Origin of the sequence: Roseateles cavernae (assembly GCF_040187885.1) — a bacterium.
Classification (GTDB): Bacteria; Pseudomonadota; Gammaproteobacteria; order Burkholderiales; family Burkholderiaceae_C; genus Roseateles_E; species Roseateles_E cavernae.
Genome location: NZ_JBDPLH010000001.1, coordinates 505,192 through 526,786, shown reverse-complemented (window position 1 = coordinate 526,786; position 21,595 = coordinate 505,192). Strand labels below are relative to the sequence as shown.

Genomic DNA, 21,595 nt, shown 5'->3' with positions numbered 1-21,595 from the left:
CTCAGGTGGTCTTGGAGATCGAGATGCTGGGGAACTTGGCCGAGTAGTCCTTGGCCTGGCGTGCGATCTTGACGGCCATCTGGCGCGCCACACTCTTGTAGAGCGCGGCGATCTCGCCGTCCGGGTCGCTGACGACGCTGGGACGGCCGCTGTCGGCCTGCACGCGGATCGACAGGTTCAGCGGCAGGGCGCCCAGATAGTCCATCTTGTACTGGGCGGCCATGCGCTTGCCGCCGTCCTCGCCGAAGATGTGTTCGACATGGCCGCAGTTCTCGCAGACATGGACGGCCATGTTCTCGACCAGGCCCAGCAGCGGCACGCCGACCTTCTCGAACATCTTGACGCCCTTCTTGGCGTCCAGCAGCGCGATGTCCTGCGGCGTCGTGACGATCACCGCGCCGGTCAGCGGCACGCGCTGGCTCAGGGTCAGCTGGATGTCGCCGGTGCCCGGCGGCATGTCGATGATCAGGTAGTCGAGGTCGGCCCAGTTGGTCTGGCGCAGCAGCTGTTCCAGCGCCTGCGTGGCCATCGGGCCGCGCCAGATCATCGCCTCGTCGTTGTCGACCAGGAAGCCGATCGACATGACCTGCACGCCGTAGTTCTCCATCGGCTCCATGGACTTGCCGTCCACCGACTCGGGCCGGCCGCTGATGCCCATCATCATCGGCTGGCTGGGCCCATAGATGTCGGCATCGAGAATGCCGACGCGGGCGCCCTCGGCGGCCAGCGCCAGCGCCAGGTTCACCGCGGTCGTGCTCTTGCCGACGCCGCCCTTGCCCGAGGCCACCGCGACGATGTTCTTGACCTTGGGCAGCAGCTGCACGCCGCGCTGCACCGCATGGGCGACGATCTTGCTGGACAGGCTGGCGTGGACGTTCTCGACGCCGGTCACGCCGCGCACGGCGGCGGTCAGTGCCTTGCGCAAGGCCGGGATCTGGCTCTTGGCGGGGTAGCCGAGTTCGATCTCGAAGGCGACGTCGCCGCCGTCGATGCGCAGGTTCTTCAGCTGCTTGGCCGAGACGAAATCCTGGCCGGTGTTCGGGTCGATGACGGTCTGGACGGCGTCGAGGATCGACTGTTCGCTGAGGGACATGGCTGAGGGGCTTGTTCTGTGGGAGCCCCCAAGTCTATCCCTAGGCCAAAGGCCCGGTATTGCGCTGTGCCCTTAGTCGCCGGCGGTCACTTGCTGGTAGGCATCACGAACTCGGCGCCCTTGGCAATGCTGGAGCTCCAGCGCTGCATCACGCTTTTCTGCTTGGTGTAGAAGCGCACGCCTTCCTCGCCATAGGCATGCATATCGCCGAACAGGCTCTTCTTCCAGCCGCCGAAGCCGTGCCAGGCCATAGGCACCGGGATCGGCACATTGATACCCACCATGCCGACCTGAATGCGGCGGGCGAACTCGCGCGCCACATTGCCGTCGCTGGTGTAGCAGGCCACGCCGTTGCCGTACTCATGGTCGTTGACCAGCTGCACCGCTTCGGCGAAGTCCTTGGCGCGCACGCAGACCAGCACCGGGCCGAAGATCTCTTCCTTGTAGATGCGCATCGCGGGCGTCACATGGTCGAACAGCGTGCCGCCGGTGAAGAAGCCGCCCTCGAAGCCGGTGACCTTGTGGCCGCGACCGTCGACCACCAGCGTCGCGCCTTCCTCGACGCCGGTCGCGATGTAGTTCTCGATGCGGTCGCGCGCCTCGCGGCTCACGATGGGGCCCATCTCGGCATCGAGCTCCATGCCGTTCTTGATCTTCAGCGCCTTCGCGCGCTCGGCCAGCTTGGGGATGATCTTGTCGGCCACGTCGCCGACCAGCACCGCCACCGAGATCGCCATGCAGCGCTCGCCGGCCGAGCCGTAGGCCGCGCCGATCAGGCCGTCGACCGCCTGCTCGATGTCGGCATCGGGCATCACCACCATATGGTTCTTCGCGCCGCCCAGGGCCTGGACGCGCTTGCCGTTCGCGGCACCGGTCTGGTAGATGTACTGGGCAATCGGCGTCGAGCCGACGAAGCTCAGCGCCCGTACATCGGGATGGTTCAAGAGCGCGTCGACCACCACCTTGTCGCCCTGCACGACGTTGAAGATGCCGTCCGGCAGGCCGGCCTGCTTGAACAGGTCGGCGATGAAGAGGCTGGGCGAGGGGTCGCGCTCGCTGGGCTTGAGGATGAAGGCATTGCCGGTCACGATGGCCAGCGGCGCCATCCACATCGGCACCATGAAGGGGAAGTTGAAGGGCGTGATGCCGGCGACCACGCCCAGCGGCTGGCGCATGGTCCAGTTGTCCATGCCGGTCGAGACCTGCTCGGTGTAGTCGCCCTTCAGCAGCTGGGTGGCGCCGCAGGCGAACTCGACGATGTCGATGCCGCGCGCCACCTCGCCCTGGGCGTCGGTGAAGACCTTGCCGTGCTCGGCGGTGATCATCGCGGCCAGTGCGTCCTTGTGCTGGTTCAGCAGCTCCAGGAATTTGAACATCACGCGGGCGCGGCGCAGCGGCGGCGCATCGGCCCAGGCCGGGAAAGCGGCCTGGGCGACGGCCACGGCCTTGTCGACATCGGCCGCACTGCCCAGCTGCAGCTGGCGCGCCACCGCGCCGGTGGCCGGGTTGTAGACCGGCTGGTTGCGACCTGCGGTGGCTTCGGCCGCGGCGCCGCCGATGTAGTGGGTGATGTCCTTGCTGCTGCTGAAGGCGACGGGGGCGGCCATGGCGGTCTCCTGGTTTGGAATTGGGCCAGTCTAGGCTTCGCGTTCCGCGCTGCCAATGCAGCAGCGCTGATTTGATTGTTCGATAATCTGAACAATGAGCACCACCAAACCCGAGCTCCGCAACGAGCTGCTATGGGGCCAGCTGCATGCGCTGACCGTGATCGCCCAAGTCGGCAGCTTCACGAAGGCGGCGCAGCGGCTGTCGCTGTCCAAGGCCGCGATCAGCCAGCGCATCGCCGATCTGGAGCGGGCGATGGGGGTGCAGCTGGTCGCGCGCACGACCCGCTCGGTGCGCCTGTCCGAGGCGGGCCAAAGATTGGTCGAAGAGACCGAGGCCAGCTTTGCCCAGATCACCCGCAGCCTGGCCGAGGCTCGGGACGCGGCCGGCCAGCCGCGCGGGCTCTTGCGCATCACCGCCCCGGTGGCGCTGGGCCGCCAGCATGTGGCGCCGCAGCTGGAGAGCTTTTTCCGGCTCTATCCGGAGATCCGCATCGAGCTGGACCTGTCGGACCGGCTGGTGCCGCTGGCCCAGGAGGGCTTCGATCTGGCGATCCGCCACACCAGCGCGCCGCCCGATACCCATGTGGCCGTCAAGCTCTGCGCCTCGCGGGCGCTGCTGCTGGCCAGCACCAGTTATCTGAAGAAGCAGGGTGAGCCCCGCCATCCGACCGATCTGGCCCAGCATGCCTGCCTGCCCTATCTGCGGCCCGGCCCGGCCGTGTGGCTGTTCGAGCGCGCCGGCGAGCGGCTCAAGGTGCCGGTGCAGGGGCCGCTGCGCGCCGGCAATAGCGAGATCCTGCGCGACGCCGTCCTGTCGGGCCTGGGCATCGCGCTGCTGCCCGACTTCAGCGCCGCCCCGGCGCTGCGCGCCGGCCGGCTGAAGGAGATCCTGCCCGACTGGCGGCCGGCCGGCTTCTTCGGCGACGGCATCTATGCGATCCACCCCTGGAGCAGCACCACGCCAAGGCCGGTGCGGCTGTTCACCGAGCATCTGAAGAAAGCCCTGGGCCCGGGCTTCGAGACGGCGGCCGGCTGAGCGCACCCCCAAAAAAGACGCCCACCCGGGGTTGCCGGGCGGGCGTTGCAAGTCCTTGAGTCAAGGACGTCGTTGGGACGTTCGCCGGCGCCATCCGCGCCGGGCATGGATGCAATGTAGAGGGGTGGCCCTCGGCGATCTATCCCACTATTTGGGGAGAGCGCTGAAAAATGCGGCGGCTCTCGCCCAGGCCTCGGCGTCCTGCTGCACGGTGTCCGGCGGCCCGCCCTTGCCCCACAGCTCACCCTGCCAGTCCATCGCCATGAATTCGGCGCACAGGCGGGTGCTATCGATGGTCGGCTGGGCCTTGGCGCGGTCGCCGCTGGTGGTGATCAGCCACAGGCGCTTGCCGGCCATGCGCGGCTTGAAGTCAAGGCCCGGCACCCGCATCCAGGCGCTCCAGTGGTCGAGATAGAGCTTGACGGTGGCCGGCAGGCTGTACCAGTAGACCGGGGCCACCAGCACCAGATCGGTGGCTTCCAGCGTGGCATCAAGCAGCAGCCGGGCGTCGCCCTCGGGCATCGGATAAGTGCCGCGGTCATGTCTATGGTCGGCAAAGGGCGGCAGCATGAGCCGGGCCAGATGTTCCCAGCGCTGCTGCGCCTCGGCGGGCAGGCCGGCGGCGGCGTGGCGGGCCAGGGCTTCGGTATTGCCCAGCACACCGGCCTGGCGGGTGCTGGCGACGAGAAAGAGGGCGTTGATGCTCATGCAGCGCATGATACGGAGGCCTGAGCAGGGACAATAGCGCCATGAGTACCTCCCCCAAGCGTCCGCCGAGTCGTCCGCCCGCCCGCCCGCCGGCCCGTTCACAGGCGGGCGCGCGTCAGCGCCCCGCCGCAGCGCCGGCCGTGGCGCCGAAGGCCGCGCCGCAGCCGCTCAGCGAGGCCGAGATGGAGCGCCTGCAGACCTTGCTGGACAGCGTGCCGGCGCCGCTGGAGCCGCTGGACATCAGCATGCTGGATGGCTATCTGGTCGGCGTGCTGCTGCAGCCCAAGGCCGTGCAGGCTTTCCAGTGGATGCCCTATGTGCTGGACGGCGAGGGCCGGCCCGCGCCGCAGGGCTTCGACAGCCGGGAACTGATGGCCCTGGCCAAGCGCCGCCACCAGGAACTCAACCGCGCCATCGCCGAGCGCCAGTGGTTCGATCCCTGGGTGTTCGAGCTGGAGGATGAGGCCGAACCTTCCGAAGTCGTGTTCCCCTGGGTGGCCGGCTTTGCACTGGCCACCGATGTGTTCCCCGAGCTGATGCGCCAGGATGCCAGCGAGCTGCTCGAGCCGCTGGCCGCGATCTTCATGCATCTGGACCCGGACGATCTGGAAGACGCCGACGATCTGCTCGAGGAGATCGAGACGCTGGAGCCGCCCGGCGATCTGGAAGAGGCGGTCGAGGGCTTGGTCAGCGCCTGCTTGCTGCTGGCTGACGTGACCCGGCCGCAGCCCCGGCCCGAGGCTGCGCGGCGCCCGCCCGCGCGACGCGGCCCGCCGACTCGCGGGCGCTATTGACCCTCAGCGAGTGAACAGCCGGGCTGCGTGCAGCCCCAGGCCGGTGGCGACCGAGGCAAAACGGTCGCCGCGCACCGCCGCCGCCGCCGGGAAGCCGGCCGAGATGCGATCGGCCAGCAGGCGCAGGCCGGTCGAGCCGCCGGTGAAATAGAGCGCGTCGATCTGCTCGGGCTTCAGCCCGGCCTGGGCCACGGTTTCATGGCCAGCCTGGACGATGCGGTTGATGTCGGCGTCCAGCGATTCGACGGCCACCTTTTCGCTTAAGCCAACGCTCAGGCCGCGCTCGACCAGGCTCAGGTCGATCTCGGTGTCGCCGCCGCCGGAAACGGCGATCTTGGCGCCCTCGGCGCGCGCCGCCAGCTCATGGCCCAGATGGTCCTCGATCACCGTCATCAGGCGCTGGTGATGGACCGGGTTGCCGTAGAAGCTCTTCATCGCGCGCAGCTCGGAGACGCGGCCGGGGCTGTAGACGGTGTTGATCAGATGCCAGGTGGCGAGGTCGAAGTAGACGCCGCTGGGCACCTCGCGGGCCGGCGAGCCCGCGCGCTCGGGGCCGTGCGAGCGGTAGCCCAGCTCGCGAAGGATGCTGGCCAGCTCGATATGGCGGTCGAAGTCGGTGCCGGCGATGTGCACGCCGTGGTTGGCCAGGATGTCAGCGCGGCGGTCCAGACGTTTCATGCGCTCGGGGCCGACCCGCACGATGGAGAAGTCCGAGGTGCCGCCGCCGATGTCGGCCACCAGCACGATGCGCTCGTCACTGATCTGGCTCTCGTAGTCGAAGGCTGCGGCGATAGGCTCGAACTGGAAATGCACATCGTTGAAGCCCACTGCATGGGCGGCGGCTTCCAGCGAGGCCTGGGCGGCGGCGTCGCGCGCCGGCTCGCCGTCGACGAAGAACACCGGGCGGCCCAGCACCAGATGGTTCAGCGGCGCGGCAGCGCCGGCGGCCAGTGCTGAATTGCGCAGGCGCTTCAGATAGCCGGCCAGGATGTCGGCGTACTTGACGCCGCGGCCGCCGCCGACATCGGTGGTCTGGTCGATCAGGCCCGAGCCGAGGATGCTCTTCATCGAGCGCATCAACCGGCCCTCGGCGCCCTCCACATAGGCGGCCACGGCGGCGCGGCCGAAGGCGCGCGGCGGGCCGTCGGCATCGTGCCGGCCTTCGACGAAATAGAACACCGCCGTCGGCATCGTCTGGTGGCCGGGCTCGAGCTCGACCAGGCGCATGCCGGGGCCGTCGGCACGCGGAATCGCGATGGCCGAGTTGGAGGTGCCGAAGTCAATGGCGCAGAACGTTGCAGGCGAACTCATGGAGATCCGGCATCAGGAGAGGGGGCGCGGATTGTAGCGAGCCCCGTGCGGATCGCCTATTCAGGCCGGCGCCATGCTCCGGATCGGCTTGGCCGGCAGGGCATCGCCGTAGAAGGCGAAATCCATCTCCGGCGCGCGGCCGGCCATCAGCTCGGCCAGCGCATGGCCGGAGCCGGCGCCATGGGTCCAGCCCAGGGTGCCATGGCCGGCATTGAGCCAGAGGTTGCTCGCCTTCTTGCTGCGGCCGATATAGGGGATGTTGGTCGGCGTGCTGGGGCGCAGGCCGGTCCAGTAGTTGGGCTCGCTGGTGTCGGCCACGCCGGGGAACAGCTCCTCGTAGCGCTTGACCAGTGAGGCGCAGCGGGCCCGCGAGGTGGGGCTGTCCAGGCCGGTGTCAAAGCCGGCCAGCTCGGCGGTGCCGGCGATGCGGATCTGGTCGCCCAGGCGGGAGATCGCGATCTTGCGGCCGTCGTCGAGCAGGCTGACGACGCTGGCCTGCTCCGGCTTCTTCAGCCGCAAGGTGGCCGAATAGCCCTTGGCCGGGTAGATGGCCAGGTATTCGCCGAGCGGCTTCAGCAGGGCCGGCGTGTACGAGGCCATCGCCGCGACATAGGCATCGGCCTTCAGCGCGAGCTTCTTGCCGGTTTCCCGCGAGGCGACCTGGGCGCCCGTGATCTGGCCGCCGCTGTGTTCCAGCGCCAGCACATCGTGGTTCCACAGAAAGGTGGCGCCGCGTTCGGCGCACAGCTGGGCCAGCTTTTGTGTGAAGACGCGCGCATCGCCTGATTCGTCGCTGGGCGTGAAGGTGCCGCCGTGGATATGGGGGCCGAAGGCGGCCAGGGCCGGCTCGACCTTCAGCACCTCGTCGCGGTTCAGCACGCGGCGGTCGACGCCATGGCGGCGCATGATCTCGGCCCCGACCGCGCCGGCTTCGAAGTCAGCCTGGCTGGAGAAGAAGTGCAGGATGCCGCGCTCCAGGCGCTCGTACTCGATGCCCGTCTGCGCGACCAGGGTCTTCAGCGAGGCATGGCTGTAGCGGCCCAGCTGTACCAGCTGCTCGACATTACGCTCGAAGGCCGAGGTCGTGCACTGGGTCAGGAAGCTCAGGCCCCAGCGCCACTGCGCCGGGTCCATGCGTGGGCGGAATAGCAGCGGCGAGTCCTCGCGCAACAGCCATTTGGCCACCTTGAAGGGCGCGCCGGCATTGGCCCAGGGCTCGCAGAAGCTGACCGAGATCTGCGCGCCATTGGCAAAGCTGGTCTCCAGTGCAGCATCGGGCTGCCGATCAACCACCGTGACCTCATGGCCCTGCTCCAGCAGATACCAGGCGGTGCTGACGCCAATAATGCCCGCGCCCAACACGACGATTTTCATAACGGCTCCATCAAGAATTGCAGACCCAGACCGCCCCAGGACTTGTCGCAGCCATGGCGGTTGCCGACGCAGCTGCGGCGTCGTCGGATTGTCGGCACGGTCACCGTATTCATGAAGGTACATTCATATTTGTCGGAGTACATTAAGAGAACTTATGAAAGACCTCGACTCCGCCGGGCTCGACTGCCTGGCCGCGCTGGCCGATGAACGCAGTTTCGAGCGCGCTGCCCAGCGCCTGGCGATCACGCAGAGCGCGGTCTCGCAGCGCCTGCGCAGCCTGGAGGCCCAGGTCGGCCAGCTGCTGGTGGTGCGTTCGCGGCCGCTGCGGCTGACCGAGGGCGGCAAGGTGCTGCTGCGCTTTGCACGCCAGCTGCAGGCACTGCGCAGCGATGTGGTGCGCGAGCTGGGTGCGCGCGCCGCGCCGCATGAGCGCGTGGCGATCGCGATCAATGCCGACAGCCTGGCCACCTGGGTGCTACCGGCGCTGGAGCCGGTGGTGCAGCAGGGGCTGCGCGAGGGCTATGGGCTGGAACTGGTGGTCGACGACCAGGACTTCACCCATGACTGGCTGCGCCAGGGCGAGGTGTTGGGCTGCGTCAGCACGGTCCGCCAGGCGCTGCGCGGCTGTACGGTGCAGCCACTGGGGGTGATGCGCTATGTCGCGGTGGCCAGCCCGGACTTCATGCGCGAGCAGCTGCCGAGCGGGCTGACGGCCGGCAACTTCGCCCAGACGCCTTTCCTGGTGTTCAACCGCAAGGATGACACCCAGGTGCTCTGGGTGGCCAAGGCTTTTGGCGTGCGTGCGCCGCGCCTGCGCGAACGCTATGTGCCGTCCAGCGAGGCCTATGTGCGGGCCGTGGGCATGGGCTGGGGGGTCGGTGTTGCGCCTGAGCTACAGGTGCGGCCGTTGATCGCCAGCGGCGAGCTGGTCTGTCTGAGGCCCGAGATTAGCGTCGACGTGACGCTGTATTGGCACCAATGGAAGCTGGTGTCGGAGTTGGTGGCCGCGCCGACCCGGGTGGCCCTGCTGGACCAGATCGGCCAGGCGCTGGCCCTGGGGGCCAAGAAGTCGCTGGGCTCGGCTTAGCGCTCGGGCTCGATGGGCAGGGCGTCGGCGTTGACACTCACGCCGGCAACGAAGCGGGGGCGCTGCTGGGTGCTTTCGGTGATGGCGGCCAGCCACAAGGTGCTCAGCACGACGGCGCCGACAATGGCCCGGCTGAGCCAGGTGAGGACTTCAAAGTTCATCGGATCTTTTTGTTGTCGCACGGGCGGGTTTGCCTGTGCGAGGGGCGCAGCTTAAGCCGCAGCCAGGGTCACAGCCATCCTACCCAAGTGGGATGGTGCAACACCTATCAAATCAGCCAGGCAGTAGGCCCGATGACGCGGCGCGGCGCTGCATCGGATTGTTGCCAAATGTGATTGCGTGCGGTTTTCCCAACTACAGGGGCTTTTCCACCCACTTTGGGGATTCTTCTGCGGGCGCAGCGGCGCACACTGGACGCAGCCCCTCAGCCACGAACACTTGCGAGGTTCGATATGCGATTCACCCCAGCTTTGCGCTTTTTCCGCAAGAGTTCAGTTGCCAGCGACGCGCATGACCCGGCCGATCTCGGCACGGCTTTCGGCATGGAAGCGAGCCTGGAGGGCGACGAGGGCTACGCGAGCAGCCAGCCGCCACCTTACGAGCTGGAGTCGGAACGCGCCGCCCGGACCGCGCTGGAGTCACCGCTGGCCTGGCTGAGCCGGCGCAGCGGTCACTGAGTTCCCGCCCGCCGCTCAGCGCACCAGCAGCACCGGCGCGGTGCAATGCGCCATCACCTTGGTGGCAACCGAGCCCATCACCAGATTGCCCAGGCTGCTGTGGCCGTGTGAACCCAGCATCAGCAGGTCGAACTTGCCCTTGTTGGCCAGCGTGGCGATCACATCGGCGGCCGGACCGACCTTGCTGACGAATTCGGCCTGGATCTTCTGTTTGCCGAAGAAGCTGCGGATGGTCTTCAAGACCTTCTCGGCCTCGTCGTCGTAGTAGCTTTTCAGCACTTCCTTGTCCAGCACGGCGGCCGCGCGCGGCGGCACGGCCGGCACGGCATGGACCACGGTGTACTGGTGCGCGCTGCCCAGCCATTCGTCGTGGGCGGCCAGATAGGCCAGCATGCGCTTGGTATAGGCACTGCCGTCGACCGCGACCAAGATTTTCATAGTCTCTGCTCCTGTGTTGTTGAGGCTGTCGGCACAGTCTGGCACAAGACCTGGCCCCCACGGCTTGATTCTCGTCAAGCCGGCTGGTCGAAGACCTCGATCAGGCGCTGGCCATCATGGCCGTCGGCCTCGCCTTTGCGCGCGTGGCCGCGGGCATTGCACAGCACCCGGCAGCCGTTCAACCGATAGTCATGCCGGCAATGCAGATGCCCATGCAGCCACAGCCGTGCGCCGCCCAGCAGTGCTTCGTCGTCGTTGCAGAAACTGGCGGTGCCGGGCTGGCGGCCGTAGCGCGGGTCGGCGCTCTGGATGCTGGGTGCGAAATGGGTGATCACGACGGTGGCGTCCCAGCCCGTGCCCTGCTCGCCGAGTGCGAGTTGCTGGGCCAGCCAGTCGCGGCAGTGCAGTGCTTCGTCACGGACCGCAGCAGCGTCGAAGGGGTGGCCGTTGCGCGTGGCCGCCATCACGCGCTGGAAATAGCCGGCCGCCCGCATCGCGCGCTCGCGCTGGGCCGTGCCGAACAGGTCGAAGTCGCTCCAGCGCGTGCTGCCGACAAAGCGCACGCGCCGACCTTCGCCATCGTTGATCACCAGGCTGGCGTCGTCCAGCATCACGAAACCCAGCTCGCGGGCCAGTGCGTGCAGGTCGGCGCGCGCGCTGTCGACATCGCGACCGTCGTACTCATGATTGCCGGGCACGAACAGCACCGGCACCGGCCAGTCGCGGAACAGCGACAGCCCGCGCCATGTGCTGTCGACATCGCCGGCCAGCACCAGCAGCTCGGCGCCGGGTGCCGGGCGGGGTTCGTAGCTCTCGGTCTCCAGGTGAAGGTCCGAGATCAGCTGCAGCCGCATCGCGCTAGTTGGACCCGTGGCAGACCTTGTACTTTCGCCCCGAGCCGCAAGGGCAGGGATCGTTGCGGCCGACCTTGGGGCCGTCGCGCTTGAGCGTCTCGACCCGGTAGCGGTGCTCCTGGGTCAGATCGCAGAGATCGGCCACCGTGACGACCAGTTCCTCGATCGCGTCGTCCAGGTCTTTCAGCGGATGCTCACGGTCCAGGGTCGCGACGATTTCCTTCTCTTCCGGCGTCTCGGCCGGCAGATGGCGGTACAGGCGGGCCAGCGCGGCCATCACCGCATCGTCGGGCATATCGGCCAGCTCGGGAAAGCACAGGCAGGCGTGCTGGAAGCCGGCCACCCAGGGCATCAGGGTGCGCGAGATCGGGCTCATCTCGGCATAGGTGGCGCGCGCCTCGGCCTGCTCGGCATCGTCGTCGGGCGACGGGGCCTCGGGGGTGGCGTTCTCGTCCAGGTCCAGCACGACCGGGTCGAACCAGCCGTCCTCCACCATCGCGCGGTTCAGCGCGGTGTGGCGGCGCTCGACCAGCTCGCGGATGCGCGCCAGCCAGACCGGGTCGACCTCGTCGGGCAGCACGCCGCCGTCGTAGTCGAAGATATTGGGCAGCCACTCGTCGATCTCGATCAGGCGGGGCTGGACCAGCACGCCGCACAGATAGCCGTCCAGCATGGAGGCATCCAGTGCTTCCAGCGGGTCGGGGGTGGTGGCAAGCAGTTCGTCGAGTTCGGCGAACTCGGCGTCGCTCAGGTCGCGGGAGGAGGGGGCGGTGGGGCTCATGCGGCGATTGTCGCCGCTGTTGCCGCTTCCACCAGCCGCTCGCGCATCCAGCGCTGGGCGCTGCGTTCTTCGTTGCGCAAATGCCAAAGCATGTCCACATGGACCCGCGCCAGCGGCATCGGCAGCGGCCGCTCGACCAGACGCTGCTTGTAGCCGGTGGCTTCGACAAAGGAGGCCGGCAGCACGGTCAGCAGATCGGACTGCGCGACGATGCGGCCGGCGGTGAAGAACTGGTTGACCGTCAGCATGATGCGGCGGCTGCGCCCCAGCGCCGTCAGTGCCTCGTCGACAAAGCCATGAGGCCGGCCCGAGAAGCTGACCAGCAGATGGTGGGCGGCGCAGTAGCGGTCCAGGTCCAGCTCGAGCTCGGCCAACGGATGGTCGCGCCGCATCGCGCAGACATACTCGCTCTCGTACAGCCGGTGCTGGCGGATCGCGCTCATCACGCCCTGGGCCTGCAGCGCCGCGACGGCGCCGGGGAAGTAGCCCAGCGCGAAGTCCGCCTCGCCCTGCTCCAGCAGCGAGCGCGGATCGCGTGTGGTCAGCGGCAGCACATGGATATTGGCCAGGGCCTGCAGGCGCTCCAGCTCGGCCACCAGCGGCGGCAGCACCAGCGCGGCGGTGGCGTCGGCCATCGCGATCCGGAAGGTCTGCTCCTGCTGATCGGGCTGGTAGTCGCCCGGGTCCAGCACCAGACGCAGCCGGTCCAGTGCGGCGCGCACCTCGGGCCACAAGCCCTCGGCCCGCGAGGTCGGCTTCATGCCGAAGGCCTGGCGCACAAACAGCTCCTCGCCCAGGGTCTCGCGCAGCCGCTTCAGCGCATGGCTGACGGCCGGCTGCGTCATTGCCAGGCGCTGGGCGGCGCGGGTCAGGCTGCGCTCGGCCATCACCGCGTCAAAGACCCGCAGCAGGTTCAGATCGAGGGTGCGGAAGTTCATCGCAGGCCAAAACGTGAGTTATGTCTTCTGTTTATATATCCAATGCCGAAGATTCATTGGATTCAAAACTAGGGTTTACCCCATAATCTCGTCATCGGCTCCAAAAGAGCTTCAACACAGAGAGTTAAGCCATGAGCGTCGCATCCCAAACCTTCGGTCTTCCCCTGCATCGCAACGTGCGTCACGGCGGTTCCTTCGCCTCGATCGGCGCCCGTCTGTGGCTGCGCATGATCGCCTCCGTCAAGGCTCAGCTGGCCCTGGCCGCCGAGCGCCGCGCCGAGCGCGAGCTGCTGGACCTGGCCGCCCAGTACGAGAGCAGCATGCCCTCGTTCGCCGCCGAGCTGCGCGCCGCCAACGCCCGCCGCCGCTGAAGTCCCGCCGGTCTTTTCGACCGGCTGGCACGTAAAAAAGCCCGCTTTCAGCGGGCTTTGTCTTTTCTGCAGGCCGAGTGCTTACTCGGCGGCCAGGCGTTGCTCAATCTTGGCCTTGGTGGCCGGCAACTCGGTCGGCAGGTGGTAGGCCAGTTGCTCGAACAGCTGCTCGTGCAGGCCCAGCTCGGTCTGCCAGGCGGCCTTGTCGATGCTGGTGACCTGCTCGAACTGGGCCGGGCTGAAGTCCAGGCCTTCCCAGTTCAGGTCCTGGTAGCTCGGCGTGATGCCGAACACATGCTCTTCGCCGTGCCCTTGGCCTTCGACGCGCTCCAGCATCCACTTCAGCACGCGCATGTTCTCGCCGTAGCCGGGCCAGACGAACTTGCCGTCGGCGCCCTTGCGGAACCAGTTGACACAGTAGATCTTGGGCAGGGTGGCACCGCTGGCCTGCAGTTTCTTGCCCAGATCCAGCCAGTGCTGGAAGTAGTCGGCCATGTTGTAGCCCATGAAGGGCAGCATCGCGAAGGGATCGCGGCGCACCACGCCCTGCTGGCCGGCGGCGGCGGCGGTGGTCTCGGAACCCATGGTCGCGGCCATGTAGACGCCCTCGACCCAGTCGCGCGCCTCGGTCACCAGCGGCACGGTGGTCGAGCGGCGGCCACCGAAGATGAAGGCATCGATGACCACGCCCTCGGGGTTGTCCCACTCGGGATCCAGCGCCGGGTTATTGGTCGCGGCCACGGTGAAGCGGGCGTTCGGGTGGGCGGCCTTGGCGCCGGTTTGCTTGGCGATTGCCGGGGTCCAGTCCTGGCCCTGCCAGTCGATCAGGTGCGCCGGCGGCGTGTCGCTCATGCCTTCCCACCAGACATCGCCCTCATCGGTCAGCGCCACGTTGGTGAAGATCACGTCGCGCTTCAGGCTGGCCATGCAGTTGAAGTTGGTCAGCTCGTTGGTGCCCGGGGCCACGCCGAAATAACCGGCCTCGGGGTTGATCGCCCGCAGCTTGCCGTCGGCGCCGGGTTTGATCCAGGCGATGTCGTCGCCGATGGTCGTGACCTTCCAGCCGGCGAAGGCCTTGGGTGCGATCAGCATCGCGAAATTGGTCTTGCCGCAGGCGCTGGGGAAGGCGGCGGCGACATGGAACTTCTTGCCGTCGGGCTTGGTGACGCCCAGGATCAGCATGTGCTCGGCCAGCCAGCCTTGCTCCTTGCCCATGGTGGAGGCGATGCGCAGTGCGAAGCACTTCTTGCCCAGCAGCGCATTGCCGCCATAGCCCGAACCGTAAGACCAGATCTCGCGGGTCTCGGGGTAGTGGACGATGTACTTGGTCTTGTTGCAGGGCCAGGACACATCGGCCTGGCCGGCCGCCAGCGGCGCGCCGACCGTGTGCACGCAGGGGACGAACTCGCCGTTGTCGCCCAGCACGTCCAGCACCTTGCGACCCATGCGGGTCATGATGCGCATATTCACCGCCACATAGGGGCTGTCGGACAGCTCGACGCCGATATGCGCAATCGGCGAGCCCAGCGGGCCCATGCTGAAGGGCACGACATAGAGGGTGCGGCCGCGCATCGCGCCCTTGAACAGCGCAGCGTCGCCGGTCTGCAGCAGCGCGCGCATCTCGGCCGGGGCCATCCAGTTATTGGTCGGGCCGGCGTCGGCCTTGTCCGGCGAGCAGATATAGGTGCGGTCTTCGACGCGCGCCACATCGCTGGGGTCGGAGCAGGCCAGGAAGCTGTTGGGGCGCAGCTCGGGATTGAGTTTCTTGAAGGTACCGGCCTCGACCAGCTGCTGGCACAGGCGCTCGTACTCGGCCTGGCTGCCGTCGCACCAATAGACATCGCGCGCTTCGGTCAGCGCGGCGATCTCGGCCACCCAGGCGATCAGGCGCTGGTGCTTCACATAGGCGGGCACGTTCAAGCGCAGCCCTTCCATCAGAGGTTGGTTCATGTCGATCCCAATCAATTAAAAAGCAGAATTGGGACAGCCTCGATCACAGGGGTGATGCGTCGGGGCTGACCCAATGCCGCTTCCCGCCGGGGCGGTGATACGGGCGCTCGGCAAGCCGAGGTGGCCATTGTCATCCCAATGTAACCACGCCGTAACCGCCATGCTTCAGGGGGTCATGCAAAACCCGTATGACTTGATGCGCGCTTTGTTGGGGTTTGTCTGGGTCCTGCTTACCCTTGTTTCAGCTGCTGACAAACACAGCCTTGATCCAGAATGAACGGCCCCCCCGTCAATCCTGCTGGCCCCCGTGTTCCGACCGATCAAATCCGCTGTCCTGCCATGGCCGGCCTGAGTTTCAAGGCCAGGCTGGCCTTGGTGATGGCCTTGCTGCTGGGGCTGATGGCCTTGCTTGGCTTGGCGGCGCTGCTGCAGCTGCGTGGCGTGTCGCAGGCGCTGGAGTCGGTGTATGCGAACCGGCTGGTGCCGGTGCAGCAGCTGCGCAAGATCTCCCATGCGATGCTGGCCGAGGTGCCGGCCAGTGCCGGCGGGCTGGTCGAGGGGCGGCTGGCGCCGGCGCAGGCGCGCCAGCAGATCAAGAGCGCACAGTCGCAGGTGGAGCAGCTCTGGGCGGCTTACAAAAACACGCTGCTGGTCGAGGAGGAGCTGCATCTGATCGCCCGGGCCGAACCGCAGCTGCGCTATGCGAGCGAGGCGCTGCGGCAGTTCGAGCGTCTGGTCGGCGCCGGCGATGCAGCCGCGCTGCGCGGCTTTGCCGCGCTGAACCTGCGTCTGGCGCTGGAGCCGCTCGGGCAGACCCTCAGCGAGCTGATCGATCTGCAGCTGACCGTGGCGCGCCGCGAGGCCGATGCCAGCCAGGCCGAGTTCGAGCGGGCGCGCTGGAATCTGCTGCTGATGATGATGGGCAGCGGCGGCCTGGCCGCCGGATTGGCCGTCTGGGTCTGGTCGCAGCACCGGCGCGAGCAGCAAAGCGCTGCGGCCGCCGAGCAGCGGGTGCAGCAGTTTTATATCGCGCTGTCGCAGTGCAACCAGCTGATCGTGCGCGACCCGGCCTCGGACCAGCAGCTCTACCAGGACCTGTGCCGCATCTGCGTGGACACCGGCCATGCGGCGCTGGCGGCCGTCATCGTCAGCGGCGGCCAGGAGGCCTACCGTGCCTGTCTGCACGGCCAGGTCGAGCTGCTGACCGGCGTGCCCGAACGCTGGCTGCTGGACTCGCCCTATGGCAAGACCTCGATCACCAGCCAGGTGATACGCAGCGGCAGCCACCTGATCAGCAATGAGGCGGGCCTGGACCCGCGCATGGCCCATTGGCATGACAGCGTGGTGGCGCGCGGTGGGCGGGCGATTGCCGCCTTCCCCTTGCGCCGGGGCGGCGTCACGGTCGGCGCGCTGCTGCTGTTTGCCGCCGAGCCCGGTTTCTTCGACCCGGCCCTGGTGCGCCTGCTCGACGAGATGGCCGGCGATGTCTCGTTCGCGCTGGACAATCTGGACCGCGAACAGGCGCGCCGCGAGGCGCTGCTGGCCGCGCGGCAGGAGCGTGACCTGTTTCAGCGCCTGTTCAACGCCTATTCGGTGACCGCCGCGCTGACGACGCTGGCCGACACCACCATCCTGGAGGTCAACGAGGTGCTGTGCCGCCGCTATGGCTACAGCCGCGCGCAGATGTTGGGGCGGCGCATGTCCGAGCTGACGGATGTGGGGCTGGAGCCGGCGGACCGCCAGCGCTACTACGAGCTGCTCAAGCGCGACGGCCGGGTGGAGAACCTGGAGGTGCGGGTGCGCAGCCGCGACGGCCAGCGCCTGCATGCCCTGCTCAGCGGCGAGCTGATCGACTACCAGGGCCAGACCTGCGTGCTGTCCACCAGCGTCGACATCACCGAGCTGCGCCAGGCCCAGCAGGCAGCGGCGCGGGCCGGCGACAATCAGGTCCCCAAGCCCGACACTTGCTCCGACGCATGAAGCTGCTCAGCATCAACACCGCCCCGGCCCAGGCCCTGCTCACCGCGCAGGGCAGTGTGCTCAGCGGCATCCGCAAACAGCCGCAGAGCGGCCCGGTCGCGGTGGCGCCGCTGGGCCTGGCCGGCGACGAGCAGGCCGACCTGAGCGTGCACGGCGGCCTGGCCAAGGCGGTCTATGCCTATCCGGTCGAGCACTACCCCTTCTGGCAGACCGTGCGGGCCCAGGCCAAAGCGGCCGGCTGGGACGAGGCCTTGGCGCCGGGCAGCATGGGCGAGAACCTGAGCCTGCAAGGCCTGCTGGAGAGCCAGGTCTGCATCGGTGATGTCTTGCGCTTTGCCGATTGCGAGCTGGTGGTCAGCGAGCCGCGCTACCCCTGCTTCAAGTTCAACGCGGTGATGGGCTTTAACCAGGCCGCCAAGCTGATGACCCAGAACGCCTGGTGCGGCTTTTATCTGGCCGTGCAGCGCCCCGGCACCTTGAGCGCCGGGGAATCCTTCGAGCTGGTCCATGGCCCGCGCGAGGTCGGCGTGACCGAGCTGTTCAAGGCCCGGACCAGCAAGACGAAGAACTGATCAGGCGGCCAGTGCCGGATAGTCGATATAGCCCTGGGCCTCGCCGCCGTACAGCGTGGCCCGGTCCAGCGGCTGCAGCGGCGCATTGAGCTTCAGGCGGCGCACCAGATCGGGGTTGCTGATGAAGTCGCGGCCGAAGGCCACCATATCGGCCTGGCCCTCGGCCACGGCCTTGAGCGCCATCTCGCGGCTGTAGCCGTTGTTGACCATCCACGGGCCCTGGAAGCGCGCGCGCATCGCCGCGTAGTCGAAGGGCGCGACATCGCGCGCGCCGCCGGTCTGGCCCTCGATGATGTGCAGAAAGGCCAGCTTCAGCGGCGCCAGCTGCTCGGCCACATGGTTGAACAGGGCCTGTGCATCGCTGTCCTGGCCGGCGTCGTTGACCGGCGTTACCGGCGACAGGCGCAGCCCGGTGCGGCCTGGGCCGATCGCCTCGGCGATGGCCGTCATCACTTCGATGGTCAGGCGGGCGCGGTTGGCGATGCTGCCGCCGTAGGCGTCGGTCCGGTCATTGATGCTGTCGCGCATGAACTGGTCGAGCAGATAGCCGTTGGCGCCATGCACCTCGACCGCGTCGAAGCCGGCCTCCATCGCGCTGCGCGCGGCATGCACGAACTGGGCGATCACGCCCGGGATCTCCTCGGTCCTGAGCGCGCGCGGCGCCGACACATCGACAAAGCCCTCGGCCGTGAAGGTCTTGCCCTGGGCCGGCTTGTCGGTGGCCGACAGCGGGGCGGCGCCGGCCGGTTGGAACAGCACATGCGAGATGCGGCCCACATGCCAGAGCTGCACCGCGATCTTGCCGCCCTCGGCATGCACGGCGTCGGTGACCCGCTTCCAGGCGGCGATCTGTTCGGGCGTGTGGATGCCCGGGGTGTCCAGATAGCCCTGGCCTTGCGGGGCCACCTGGGTGCCCTCGCTGATGATCAGGCCGGCGCTGGCGCGCTGGCGGTAGTACTCGACGGCCATGGCGCCGGGCAGCAGGCCCTTGGAGCGGCTGCGCGTCAGCGGCGCCATGACGATGCGGTTGGCGAGTTCGAGATCGCCGATCTTGATGGGGTCGAAGAGATTGGGCATGAGGGTCGGCTGTTAATTACGGAATGATCGCTATGGTACTCAGATGTGCGAGCTGCCGCCGTCCGGTAAGCGACAGCCGTGCCGGTTCCAAGGGCTTGGCGTCATCCGGCCTCGCTAGACTGCACAAGCTGATAGGCGGAGGCCATGCGATGAGTGCTGCAAGAGTCGGGGAGGCGCCGGGGCGCCGCGAACTGCTGGGCCTGGCGGCGGGCCTCTGTCTGGGGCGGCCGGCGCTGGCGCAGCCGGCGCTGCTGCGCGTCGGCCCCAAGCAGGCGGTGCGCAGCCTGGCCAGCGCGGCCCAGCAGGCGCGCGACGGCATGGTGATCGAGGTCGAGGCCGGCGACTATGTGGCCGATGTGGCCAGCTGGGGCCGCAATGACCTGAGCCTGCGCGCGGTCGGCGGGCGGGTGCGCCTGATCGCCAATGGGGCCGTGGCCCAGGGCAAAGGCATCTTTGTGATCAGCGGCCAGCGGGTCAGCATCGAGGGCTTCGACTTCGTCGGCGCCACCGCCCCCGACACCAATGGCGCCGGCATCCGCTTCGAGCGCGGTTCGCTGCGCCTGCGCGATTGCAGCTTCGCCGACTGCGAGATGGGGCTGCTGACCAACAACGACACTGCCGCCGAGCTGGAGATCGAGAACTGCGAGTTCGCGCGCGCCGCGCGCCGCGCCGACGACCGGCCGGCCCATCTGCTCTACGCCGGCGCGATCGCCCGGCTGAGCGTCAGCGGCTGCTACTTTCACCATGGCCGCAGCGGCCATCTGCTGAAGAGCCGTGCGGCCGTCAACCACATCCTCTACAACCGCCTCAGCGACGAGCTCGGCGGCACGGCCAGCTACGAGCTGGAATTCCCCAACGGCGGCCGCGCCGTCGTGATCGGCAACCTGATCCAGCAGAGCGCGACGACAGAGAACGCCCACCTGATCTCGATTGGCGCCGAAGGCTACAAGCATGCCGACAACGAGCTCTGGCTGGCCCACAACACCCTGGTCGACAACCGGCCGCGCGAGGGCGTCTATCTGCGCGTCGCGCCCGGCCGGGTGCGGGTGCGGGCGGTCAACAATCTGCTGGTCGGCGGCGGGCGCTTCAGCGCCGACGCCGACTGGGATGTGCGCAACAACCCGGCGGTGGACTGGGACGCCTTCGTGCTGGCCGCGCGCGAGAACTATGCGCTGAAGCCCGACTCGGCGCTGCGCGGCAAGGCCGTCGACCCCGGGCCGGGGCCCGAAGGCTTTGCCTCGCTGCGGCCGCTGCGCCAGTACCAGCACCCGCGCCACAGCGTCGCGCTGGCCGGGCCGGCCCTGCATCCGGGGGCGCTGCAGCAGCCGTGAACCGGCCCGGGCAGGCTACAGTTCGCCCATGCTCGCCTATCGACACGCTTTTCATGCCGGCAACCATGCCGATGTCCTCAAACACCTCGTTCTCTCGGAGGTGTTGCGTTATATGGCCGAGAAGGACAAGCCCTACACCCTGGTCGACACCCATGCCGGCGCCGGCGGCTACTCGATCGAGAGCCGCTATGCGCAGAAAAAGGGCGAGTACGCGCTGGGCGTCTCGCGCCTGTGGGATGCCAAGGACCTGCCGGCGCCGCTGGCCGCCTACCGCGAGCTCTTGCGCCAGTTCAACCCCGACGGCCAGCTGCGTCAGTACCCCGGCTCGCCGGCCATTGCCAACCTGCTGATGCGCGAAGACGACCGGCTGCGCGTCTACGAGCTGCACCCGACCGACTTCCGCATCCTGCAAAGCTATCTGGAGAGCCGCCCCAACACCCAGGTGGCCGACACCGACGGCTTTGCCTCGCTGCGCGGCGAGCTGCCGCCGCCCTCGCGCCGCGGCGTCGTGCTGATGGATCCCTCCTACGAGCTGAAGACCGACTACGCCAAGGTGCTGACCGCGCTGCGCGAAGGCCTGGAGCGTTTTGCCGACGGCGTCTTCCTGATCTGGTATCCGCAGCTGCAGCTGCTCGAATCGCACCAGCTGGCCCAGCGCATGAAGGCCGCCGCCGACAACCCCAAGGCCGGCGCCAAGAAGGGCTGGCTGCATGTGCGCCTGACCGTCAAGCCGCAGACCGATACGCGCGGCTTCGGCATGCTGGGCAGCGGTATGTTCATCGTCAACCCGCCGTTCACGCTGCACGACAAGCTGCAGGAGTGCCTGCCCTATCTGGTCGACAAGCTGGGCCAGTACGATGGCGCCAACTTCGTGCTGGAGCAGAAGACCGTCTGAGCGTCAGTAGCCGACCGTGAAGCGGCGCCGGATGTGCTGCGGCGTCTCCAGCTCGTCGACGATGGCCACCGCCAGATCGGCCACCGAGATATGCGCCGGGCCCTTGCTCGGGTCGCTGTCCATCACCGGCGACTCCAGGCCCAGCCGGTAGCGGCCACGGCGCTCGCCCGGCTCCAGATGCACGGCCGGCGACAGGAAAGTCCAGTCCAGCGTGGTCTCGGCGCGTATCAGGTTCAGCGCCTCGCGGGCCGCCAGCGCGCCCTGCTTCCATTCGGCCGGAAATTCCGGCGTGTCGACGAGCTGCAGGCCCGGCGCCGCATAGAGGCTGCCGGCACCGCCCACCACCAGCAGCCGCTTCACGCCGGCCTGCTTGACGCCGGCATAGATGGCGCGCGTGCCGTCGAGGAACTCGGTGTAGATGTCGGCCACGCCCCAGCCCGGGTTGTAGGCGCTGACCACCGCGTCCGCGCCCTGGACGGCGGCGGCCACCGAATCGGCGTTCTTGGCGTCGGCCTCGACCACGCTGAGGCCGGGCCGGGCCGTCAGCTTGGCCGGGTTGCGGGCCAGCGCCACGACCTGGTGGCCGCGCGCCAGCAATTCCTGCAAAACCGGGGCACCGACGAAGCCGGTGGCGCCAATCAGGGCGATCTTCATGAGCAGTCCTTTGGAACTCGTTGCAATGGGATCAACTGTATGAACTTCACGGTGAATCGATAAGCCG

At 68.0% G+C, this 21,595-nt stretch carries 22 protein-coding genes; 9 read left to right on the top strand and 13 right to left on the bottom strand.

Going from position 1 to position 21,595, the window contains the following annotated elements; translation table 11 throughout:
- Position 1 precedes the first annotated feature (1 nt).
- Together apbC and ABGI63_RS02580 are read right to left on the bottom strand one after the other, a co-directional pair.
- Complete coding sequence (gene apbC, locus ABGI63_RS02585; RefSeq protein WP_262972045.1) at positions 2-1,093, bottom strand: iron-sulfur cluster carrier protein ApbC; 1,092 nt, start codon at positions 1,091-1,093, stop codon at positions 2-4.
- A gap of 86 nt (positions 1,094-1,179) precedes the next feature.
- Complete coding sequence (locus ABGI63_RS02580) at positions 1,180-2,700, bottom strand: CoA-acylating methylmalonate-semialdehyde dehydrogenase (RefSeq protein ID WP_349740892.1); 1,521 nt, start codon at positions 2,698-2,700, stop codon at positions 1,180-1,182.
- A 94-nt stretch (positions 2,701-2,794) separates the two neighbouring features.
- Here ABGI63_RS02580 and ABGI63_RS02575 point away from each other — a divergent pair, with 94 nt between their 5' ends.
- The gene (locus ABGI63_RS02575) at positions 2,795-3,736 is read left to right on the top strand and encodes a LysR family transcriptional regulator (RefSeq protein ID WP_349740891.1); all 942 of its coding nucleotides are present in this window, start codon (positions 2,795-2,797) and stop codon (positions 3,734-3,736) included.
- 147 nt (positions 3,737-3,883) lie between these two features.
- Here ABGI63_RS02575 and ABGI63_RS02570 read toward each other — a convergent pair whose 3' ends face one another.
- On the bottom strand, positions 3,884-4,444 hold the full coding sequence (locus tag ABGI63_RS02570) for a flavodoxin family protein (RefSeq protein WP_432767366.1): 561 nt from the start codon (positions 4,442-4,444) through the stop codon (positions 3,884-3,886).
- Positions 4,445-4,485: 41 nt separating this feature from the next.
- On the opposite strand from ABGI63_RS02570, the gene ABGI63_RS02565 reads away from it, so the two are divergent.
- A complete protein-coding gene (locus tag ABGI63_RS02565) occupies positions 4,486-5,238 on the top strand; it encodes a YecA/YgfB family protein (protein WP_349740889.1) in 753 nt (250 codons plus the stop codon).
- Positions 5,239-5,241: 3 nt separating this feature from the next.
- On the opposite strand, the gene ABGI63_RS02560 is transcribed toward ABGI63_RS02565, so the two are convergent.
- Both ABGI63_RS02560 and ABGI63_RS02555 read right to left on the bottom strand, forming a co-directional pair.
- The gene (locus ABGI63_RS02560) at positions 5,242-6,549 is read right to left on the bottom strand and encodes an Hsp70 family protein (RefSeq protein ID WP_349740888.1); all 1,308 of its coding nucleotides are present in this window, start codon (positions 6,547-6,549) and stop codon (positions 5,242-5,244) included.
- A 60-nt stretch (positions 6,550-6,609) separates the two neighbouring features.
- The gene (locus tag ABGI63_RS02555; RefSeq protein WP_349740887.1) at positions 6,610-7,923 is read right to left on the bottom strand and encodes a D-amino acid dehydrogenase; all 1,314 of its coding nucleotides are present in this window, start codon (positions 7,921-7,923) and stop codon (positions 6,610-6,612) included.
- A 154-nt stretch (positions 7,924-8,077) separates the two neighbouring features.
- Between ABGI63_RS02555 and ABGI63_RS02550 the strand changes: the two genes are divergently transcribed.
- Positions 8,078-9,010: a LysR family transcriptional regulator ArgP gene (locus tag ABGI63_RS02550; RefSeq protein ID WP_137945103.1), complete on the top strand. Its 933-nt coding sequence runs from the start codon at positions 8,078-8,080 to the stop codon at positions 9,008-9,010.
- Here ABGI63_RS02550 and ABGI63_RS02545 read toward each other — a convergent pair.
- Positions 9,007-9,171, bottom strand: a complete 165-nt coding sequence (locus ABGI63_RS02545) for a hypothetical protein (protein ID WP_349740886.1) — start codon at positions 9,169-9,171, stop codon at positions 9,007-9,009. The two genes, ABGI63_RS02550 and ABGI63_RS02545, sit on opposite strands and share 4 nt — an antisense overlap.
- 291 nt (positions 9,172-9,462) lie before the next feature.
- Between ABGI63_RS02545 and ABGI63_RS02540 the strand changes: the two genes are divergently transcribed.
- On the top strand, positions 9,463-9,687 hold the full coding sequence (locus tag ABGI63_RS02540) for a hypothetical protein (RefSeq protein WP_349740885.1): 225 nt from the start codon (positions 9,463-9,465) through the stop codon (positions 9,685-9,687).
- A gap of 15 nt (positions 9,688-9,702) precedes the next feature.
- Here the strand turns inward: ABGI63_RS02540 and ABGI63_RS02535 are convergent, their stop codons facing one another.
- From ABGI63_RS02535 to ABGI63_RS02520, 4 genes are all read right to left on the bottom strand, one after another.
- Positions 9,703-10,125: a universal stress protein gene (locus ABGI63_RS02535; RefSeq protein WP_349740884.1), complete on the bottom strand. Its 423-nt coding sequence runs from the start codon at positions 10,123-10,125 to the stop codon at positions 9,703-9,705.
- A 74-nt stretch (positions 10,126-10,199) separates the two neighbouring features.
- Positions 10,200-10,979 carry a metallophosphoesterase gene (locus ABGI63_RS02530; RefSeq protein WP_349740883.1) on the bottom strand — a complete coding sequence of 260 codons (780 nt, stop codon included), beginning with the start codon at positions 10,977-10,979 and terminating at the stop codon, positions 10,200-10,202.
- 4 nt (positions 10,980-10,983) lie between these two features.
- A complete protein-coding gene (locus ABGI63_RS02525; RefSeq protein WP_349740882.1) occupies positions 10,984-11,760 on the bottom strand; it encodes a UPF0149 family protein in 777 nt (258 codons plus the stop codon).
- On the bottom strand, positions 11,757-12,698 hold the full coding sequence (locus ABGI63_RS02520) for a LysR family transcriptional regulator (protein WP_262972036.1): 942 nt from the start codon (positions 12,696-12,698) through the stop codon (positions 11,757-11,759). Before ABGI63_RS02520 ends, ABGI63_RS02525 begins: the two co-directional genes overlap by 4 nt.
- A 131-nt stretch (positions 12,699-12,829) precedes the next feature.
- On the opposite strand from ABGI63_RS02520, the gene ABGI63_RS02515 reads away from it, so the two are divergent.
- Complete coding sequence (locus ABGI63_RS02515) at positions 12,830-13,069, top strand: hypothetical protein (RefSeq protein WP_137945109.1); 240 nt, start codon at positions 12,830-12,832, stop codon at positions 13,067-13,069.
- A gap of 81 nt (positions 13,070-13,150) precedes the next feature.
- On the opposite strand, the gene ABGI63_RS02510 is transcribed toward ABGI63_RS02515, so the two are convergent.
- The gene (locus ABGI63_RS02510) at positions 13,151-15,019 is read right to left on the bottom strand and encodes a phosphoenolpyruvate carboxykinase (GTP) (protein ID WP_349740881.1); all 1,869 of its coding nucleotides are present in this window, start codon (positions 15,017-15,019) and stop codon (positions 13,151-13,153) included.
- Positions 15,020-15,358: 339 nt separating this feature from the next.
- Here ABGI63_RS02510 and ABGI63_RS02505 point away from each other — a divergent pair, with 339 nt between their 5' ends.
- Both ABGI63_RS02505 and ABGI63_RS02500 read left to right on the top strand, forming a co-directional pair.
- Positions 15,359-16,999 carry an MCP four helix bundle domain-containing protein gene (locus ABGI63_RS02505; protein ID WP_349740880.1) on the top strand — a complete coding sequence of 547 codons (1,641 nt, stop codon included), beginning with the start codon at positions 15,359-15,361 and terminating at the stop codon, positions 16,997-16,999.
- Positions 16,996-17,571: an MOSC domain-containing protein gene (locus ABGI63_RS02500; RefSeq protein WP_349740879.1), complete on the top strand. Its 576-nt coding sequence runs from the start codon at positions 16,996-16,998 to the stop codon at positions 17,569-17,571. The genes ABGI63_RS02505 and ABGI63_RS02500 overlap by 4 nt, the downstream gene beginning before the upstream one ends.
- On the opposite strand, the gene ABGI63_RS02495 is transcribed toward ABGI63_RS02500, so the two are convergent.
- Positions 17,572-18,648 carry an alkene reductase gene (locus tag ABGI63_RS02495; RefSeq protein WP_349740878.1) on the bottom strand — a complete coding sequence of 359 codons (1,077 nt, stop codon included), beginning with the start codon at positions 18,646-18,648 and terminating at the stop codon, positions 17,572-17,574. It abuts the gene before it with no gap.
- 149 nt (positions 18,649-18,797) lie between these two features.
- On the opposite strand from ABGI63_RS02495, the gene ABGI63_RS02490 reads away from it, so the two are divergent.
- Positions 18,798-19,979, top strand: coding sequence for a right-handed parallel beta-helix repeat-containing protein (locus ABGI63_RS02490; protein ID WP_349740877.1), 1,182 nt, complete (start codon positions 18,798-18,800; stop codon positions 19,977-19,979).
- Positions 19,980-20,007: 28 nt separating this feature from the next.
- Complete coding sequence (locus tag ABGI63_RS02485; RefSeq protein ID WP_349740876.1) at positions 20,008-20,874, top strand: 23S rRNA (adenine(2030)-N(6))-methyltransferase RlmJ; 867 nt, start codon at positions 20,008-20,010, stop codon at positions 20,872-20,874.
- 3 nt (positions 20,875-20,877) lie between these two features.
- On the opposite strand, the gene ABGI63_RS02480 is transcribed toward ABGI63_RS02485, so the two are convergent.
- Positions 20,878-21,528 (bottom strand): NAD(P)-dependent oxidoreductase, encoded by a 651-nt coding sequence (locus ABGI63_RS02480; protein ID WP_349740875.1) that lies wholly within the window; start codon positions 21,526-21,528, stop codon positions 20,878-20,880.
- Between the last annotated feature and the right edge of the window lie 67 nt (positions 21,529-21,595).

Coding starts and splice junctions, on each gene's coding strand:
- apbC (WP_262972045.1), bottom strand. CDS start 1,093: ATGTCCCTCAGCGAACAGTCGATCCTCGACGCCGTCCAGACCGTCATC.
- ABGI63_RS02580 (WP_349740892.1), bottom strand. CDS start 2,700: ATGGCCGCCCCCGTCGCCTTCAGCAGCAGCAAGGACATCACCCACTAC.
- ABGI63_RS02575 (WP_349740891.1), top strand. CDS start 2,795: ATGAGCACCACCAAACCCGAGCTCCGCAACGAGCTGCTATGGGGCCAG.
- ABGI63_RS02570 (WP_432767366.1), bottom strand. CDS start 4,444: ATGAGCATCAACGCCCTCTTTCTCGTCGCCAGCACCCGCCAGGCCGGT.
- ABGI63_RS02565 (WP_349740889.1), top strand. CDS start 4,486: ATGAGTACCTCCCCCAAGCGTCCGCCGAGTCGTCCGCCCGCCCGCCCG.
- ABGI63_RS02560 (WP_349740888.1), bottom strand. CDS start 6,549: ATGAGTTCGCCTGCAACGTTCTGCGCCATTGACTTCGGCACCTCCAAC.
- ABGI63_RS02555 (WP_349740887.1), bottom strand. CDS start 7,923: ATGAAAATCGTCGTGTTGGGCGCGGGCATTATTGGCGTCAGCACCGCC.
- ABGI63_RS02550 (WP_137945103.1), top strand. CDS start 8,078: ATGAAAGACCTCGACTCCGCCGGGCTCGACTGCCTGGCCGCGCTGGCC.
- ABGI63_RS02545 (WP_349740886.1), bottom strand. CDS start 9,171: ATGAACTTTGAAGTCCTCACCTGGCTCAGCCGGGCCATTGTCGGCGCC.
- ABGI63_RS02540 (WP_349740885.1), top strand. CDS start 9,463: ATGCGATTCACCCCAGCTTTGCGCTTTTTCCGCAAGAGTTCAGTTGCC.
- ABGI63_RS02535 (WP_349740884.1), bottom strand. CDS start 10,125: ATGAAAATCTTGGTCGCGGTCGACGGCAGTGCCTATACCAAGCGCATG.
- ABGI63_RS02530 (WP_349740883.1), bottom strand. CDS start 10,979: ATGCGGCTGCAGCTGATCTCGGACCTTCACCTGGAGACCGAGAGCTAC.
- ABGI63_RS02525 (WP_349740882.1), bottom strand. CDS start 11,760: ATGAGCCCCACCGCCCCCTCCTCCCGCGACCTGAGCGACGCCGAGTTC.
- ABGI63_RS02520 (WP_262972036.1), bottom strand. CDS start 12,698: ATGAACTTCCGCACCCTCGATCTGAACCTGCTGCGGGTCTTTGACGCG.
- ABGI63_RS02515 (WP_137945109.1), top strand. CDS start 12,830: ATGAGCGTCGCATCCCAAACCTTCGGTCTTCCCCTGCATCGCAACGTG.
- ABGI63_RS02510 (WP_349740881.1), bottom strand. CDS start 15,019: ATGAACCAACCTCTGATGGAAGGGCTGCGCTTGAACGTGCCCGCCTAT.
- ABGI63_RS02505 (WP_349740880.1), top strand. CDS start 15,359: ATGGCCGGCCTGAGTTTCAAGGCCAGGCTGGCCTTGGTGATGGCCTTG.
- ABGI63_RS02500 (WP_349740879.1), top strand. CDS start 16,996: ATGAAGCTGCTCAGCATCAACACCGCCCCGGCCCAGGCCCTGCTCACC.
- ABGI63_RS02495 (WP_349740878.1), bottom strand. CDS start 18,648: ATGCCCAATCTCTTCGACCCCATCAAGATCGGCGATCTCGAACTCGCC.
- ABGI63_RS02490 (WP_349740877.1), top strand. CDS start 18,798: ATGAGTGCTGCAAGAGTCGGGGAGGCGCCGGGGCGCCGCGAACTGCTG.
- ABGI63_RS02485 (WP_349740876.1), top strand. CDS start 20,008: ATGCTCGCCTATCGACACGCTTTTCATGCCGGCAACCATGCCGATGTC.
- ABGI63_RS02480 (WP_349740875.1), bottom strand. CDS start 21,528: ATGAAGATCGCCCTGATTGGCGCCACCGGCTTCGTCGGTGCCCCGGTT.